Raw genomic sequence first — 4,323 nt, forward strand, 5'->3', positions numbered from 1 at the left:
TATCGTCTTGGAAGGGGGAGCTGTGGCGCTCGGAGCGGAGCTCATAGGAGGTAAAGAAGCCCGCAGGAAAGCGGAAAAGACTGATTTAGCGGCGCGCCAGGCGCGCATTGCGCGCGCGGTTGCTAAATTCTGGGCGCATCCTCTGCGACGAGAGGTGTTGCGGGTGATCACCATTGATATGGATAAGATCCCGCTGTTGGATGAATTATTTTTTAAAAATTTTCGGAATCTCCCCCCAGCCTAAATAAAAAGCATAGCGCATAGCGCAAAGCGGCTCGGCGGAGGGAGTTTAAACGCTCTGCGCTTTGCTCTTGGCCCCCATTTGGAGGGAATTATGGCGACAGTGCTTTATGAGAAAAGAAACCGACTGGTCATCATCACCCTCAACCGGCCGGAAGTGATGAACTGCATCGATCCCGCAACCGATAAAAAAATGGCCGAGGCCTGGAACAGATTTAAAGAGGATGAGGAAGCGTTTGTGGCCATTGTTACCGGGGCAGGGGATCAGGCTTTCTGTTCCGGGGCCGACTTGAAAGCCTGGCCTCCCTTCATGATCAAAAAGGATGCCCATTTTCAACGGCGCCGGGCTTATGACGGGCCAGGATTCGGGGGGCTTACCCGGGGGATCGATATCTTTAAACCCATTTTAGCCGCTATCAACGGGAGTTGTTTTGCCGGAGGGCTGGAGATCGCCGTGGCTGCCGATATACGCATTGCCGCCGAGCATGCCGAATTCGGCTGCCTGGAGAGGCGCTGGAACGTGGGTTTGGGGGATGGAGGCACCCAGCGACTCTGGCGCGTGGTAGGGCTGGGGAGGGCCATGGATTTGATCCTAACGGGAAAGAGGATCAATGCCGCGGAAGCGCTGGCCATGGGATTGGTGAGTGAAGTGGTTCCCAAGGGCAAAGCCTTGGAACGTTGCCTGGAATTGGCGGAGCTGATCAGCCAATTCCCGCAAGGGGCCATCCGCACGGACAAGGAAGCTGTTCTTCGCGGGATCGGTGAACCATTGACCGAAGGACTGCGCATCGAAGCTATGCTTTTCAACACCCTCATCGGGACACACGATTTTTCCGAAGGGCCAAGCGCATTTGCGGAGAAGCGTAATCCCCGGTGGAAAAACGATTGACTGGCGCTTCCGGATAAGAAAAGTTCTTGAAAGAAAGACTCCTCCCGGATATAGTCGGGCTTAAATTAGCCACAGAGGACACAGAGATCACAGAGTTTTTAAGACCATTACTTGAACCTTTTGCCAGCGGAAAGCATCTAAACTGTGGATATATCAGATCAAGTTTTAGTTGAAAAATTCAAAGCGGGCGATTTCCAGGCTTTTGAAGCTATGGTGAATCGGTACGAAGGCAAAGTCTATCGGTTGTCCATGCGCATGTTGCGGAATCAACAAGATGCCGAAGACGCACTGCAGGAGACTTTTTTGCAGGTTTACCGGGGTCTGAAAAATTTCGAAGGCCGCTCGAGCTTTTCTACCTGGCTTTTTCGCCTGGCCACCAATGTTTCCCTGATGAAAATTCGCCATCGCCAAACCGAACCGTCAAAATTGTTGCCTCTCGAGGATTATCTCCCGCAACATGAAGAAGGAGAACATCCCCAGATTAAGGATTGGCCAGATCTGCCCGAAGAGACGCTTCTAAGTAAGGAATCCAGGGAAAAGATGCTGGAAGCTCTGGAAAAATTGCCGGCCGAATACCGGGCGGTTTTCATCCTGCGCGACATCGAAGGCCTTACCAATGCCGAAGCCGGGGAGACCCTGGGAATATCAGTAGCAGCAGTGAAGTCCAGGCTGCACCGGGCACGGCTGACGCTGCGGGGCATGCTTGCCGAATATTTCGAAAAAAAGAAGCAGAAAGGGATTTAAGGGAAAAGGGCTATGAAATGCAAAGAAATCCTTGAAAAACTTTCAGAATATCTTGACGGTGAGCTTGATCCGAAACTTTGCCAGGACTTGGAAACCCACATGGAAGACTGCCATCCGTGCCTGGTTTTTGTAAACACCCTGAAAAAAACCATTACGCTTTACCAATACGCCGGAAACGAGCCTTTGCCCAAAGAAGTGCACCTCCGTTTGCACGATTATTTGAAAAAGAAATGCCAGGGCTGATAGGGCCTTTTCCTTTATTTGATTCGACCTCTCTCCTGTATCCCCTTCCGCATCAATATAAATTGAAACCTGCTAATGTCGTGTCTCATTAATTCGTTTAATTACTCTGAATTCATTTGGTGAGCTTGAGATGAAGAAGAAAACATATCGGAACTGCGCATTCTGAGACATCGTCGAGGGAAAGGGTTCTGCCTACCGGATTCAGGAGTGTTTACAGAAGACGGATGATTTGTTACCCTCCTTTTAAGATTTATGATAAGATGCTCAAAAAATCAGCATGAATTGGTAAAATCGGGAAGAAGTTCCTTTGGAGAGGGTAATTTATGAGCCCACCAAAACAGAATCACGACAAAAGTAAAGCTCTCCAATTTCGCCATATCCATCTGGAAAATTGGCGTAACTTTGTCCGAACCGATGTTGATCTTCAGCGCCGTGTATTTCTTGTTGGACCGAATGCTTCAGGCAAGTCCAATTTTTTGGATGTATTTCGCTTCCTGCATGATATCGTCTCTGTCGGGGGCGGTTTTCAGCAAGCGGTCATTAATCGGGGAGGGGTTTCCGACATAAGATCTCTGGCAGCACGGCGTTACTCAGATATTGTAGTGATGGTCCGCATGGGGAGCGGAGAAAGTGATTCAATTTGGGAATACGAGCTTCATTTTACGCAAGACAACCGAAGGCGGTCGACAATAAAAAGGGAGAGGGTATTCAAAGGAGGTAAGAATATCCTCCTTCGCCCTGACGAAGATGACCAAAAAGACCGAGAGCGGTTAACGCAGACCTATCTTGAACAGGTGAATGTTAACCGGGAGTTTCGAGACGTAGCGGATTTTTTCGCTTCCGTTAGGTATTTGCATATTGTTCCCCAGCTTGTCCGCGAACCTGACCGCTCCGTAGGCAAAAGAAAAGATCCTTATGGCGGCGACTTCCTGGAACAGATCGCCAGTACTCCGGAAAAAACGCGTATTGCATGGTTGAGGCGTATAGAGGGCGCTCTGAAGGTAGCGGTCCCACAATTGACAAAAGTTGAATTATGGCGTGATGACCGGGGGGGACCCCGCACTTAAGGGGAAAGTATGCTCACTGGCGGCCTCAAGGCGCCTGGCAAGCAGAAGACCAATTTTCGGACGGCACCTTACGTCTTATGGGTCTCTTGTGGGCCACGCTGGAGGGGAATGGACCTTTGCTTCTGGAGGAGCCCGAATTGTCTCTTCATCCGGAAGTTACTCGATTCATCCCCCAAATGTTCGCAAGAATTCAACGCCTGTCCGGCCGGCAGATTTTGCTCAGCACCCATTCAACTGATCTATTACAGGATGAGGGCATAGGCCTTGATGAGGTCCTCTTGCTGATCCCTTCTTCCGAAGGAACTGAAGTGAGACCAGCGAAGGGTATTCGGGAAATCGAGCGGTTACTTCGAAGCGGAATGAGTCTTGCCGAAATAGTAATTCCTCATACTCGCCCTGAAAATGCTGAACAATTAGCCCTTTTCGGAGACAAATGATTGATGACTTCAGGAAGCGGCGCAATTTCCTGCGCGGTTGAGGGGCCGGTTGATGAAGCCATTCTAAGGGTGTTATTGAAGTATTGTGGTATCCGGCCAGCGGGTATTTATGGAAGAAAGGGGAAATATTTCCTCAACCAAAAGATTCAATCCTACAATCAGGCAGCTTCCTATTACCCCTGGATCATCTTGGTAGATCTGAATCATGATGCCGAGTGCGCCCCCGCCCTTCGAACGTTGTGGTTACCCAATCCGGCACCGGGTATGTTTTTCCGGATCGCTGTGAGGGAGGTTGAAGCCTGGCTCCTTGGCGACCAAGAACGCATTTCAGCCTTTCTTGGCGTTACCATTTCGAAAATCCCTCAAAATCCTGAGATGCATGATGATCCGAAACATCTGATGATAGAACTTGCGGCGAACTCGCGCCGCCGGGAAATCCGTGAAGATATGGTGCCGAGGCCTGGTAGCGGGCGTAAGATAGGTCCCGCCTACCCTTCTCGGCTAATTGAATTTGCAACCAATAGGCGGTCCGGCTGGCGCCCCGAAGTTGCGGCAAAGAATTCAGATAGCCTAAATCGGTGTTTGCGGAGTCTTCGCAGTCTCTCAAAAGGGTGAAAGTCAGGATTTAGCCCTGGAGACAATGCCAGATTGGGTAAAGACTTCCTTCCTGAAGTCGAGTTTTTGCCGTTTCCCCTTGATATGC

At 50.2% G+C, this 4,323-nt stretch carries 5 protein-coding genes and 1 pseudogene; all 6 read left to right on the forward strand.

Annotated features, from left to right (window positions below; all coding sequences use genetic code 11):
- Positions 1-244 (forward strand): hypothetical protein (locus Q7V48_13745; protein ID MDO9211790.1); only part of this gene is annotated, 244 nt, incomplete at its 5' end.
- A gap of 90 nt (positions 245-334) precedes the next feature.
- Complete coding sequence (locus tag Q7V48_13750) at positions 335-1,129, forward strand: enoyl-CoA hydratase-related protein (GenBank protein ID MDO9211791.1); 795 nt, start codon at positions 335-337, stop codon at positions 1,127-1,129.
- A gap of 144 nt (positions 1,130-1,273) precedes the next feature.
- Complete coding sequence (locus tag Q7V48_13755) at positions 1,274-1,873, forward strand: sigma-70 family RNA polymerase sigma factor (protein ID MDO9211792.1); 600 nt, start codon at positions 1,274-1,276, stop codon at positions 1,871-1,873.
- A 12-nt stretch (positions 1,874-1,885) separates the two neighbouring features.
- On the forward strand, positions 1,886-2,116 hold the full coding sequence (locus tag Q7V48_13760; protein MDO9211793.1) for a zf-HC2 domain-containing protein: 231 nt from the start codon (positions 1,886-1,888) through the stop codon (positions 2,114-2,116).
- 323 nt (positions 2,117-2,439) lie between these two features.
- Positions 2,440-3,620, forward strand: a pseudogene (locus Q7V48_13765) (AAA family ATPase).
- 3 nt (positions 3,621-3,623) lie between these two features.
- A complete protein-coding gene (locus Q7V48_13770; protein ID MDO9211794.1) occupies positions 3,624-4,235 on the forward strand; it encodes a hypothetical protein in 612 nt (203 codons plus the stop codon).
- The last annotated feature ends 88 nt before the right edge of the window (positions 4,236-4,323 follow it).

The organism is Deltaproteobacteria bacterium, from assembly GCA_030654105.1.
Taxonomy (GTDB): domain Bacteria; phylum Desulfobacterota; class SM23-61; order SM23-61; family SM23-61; genus JAHJQK01.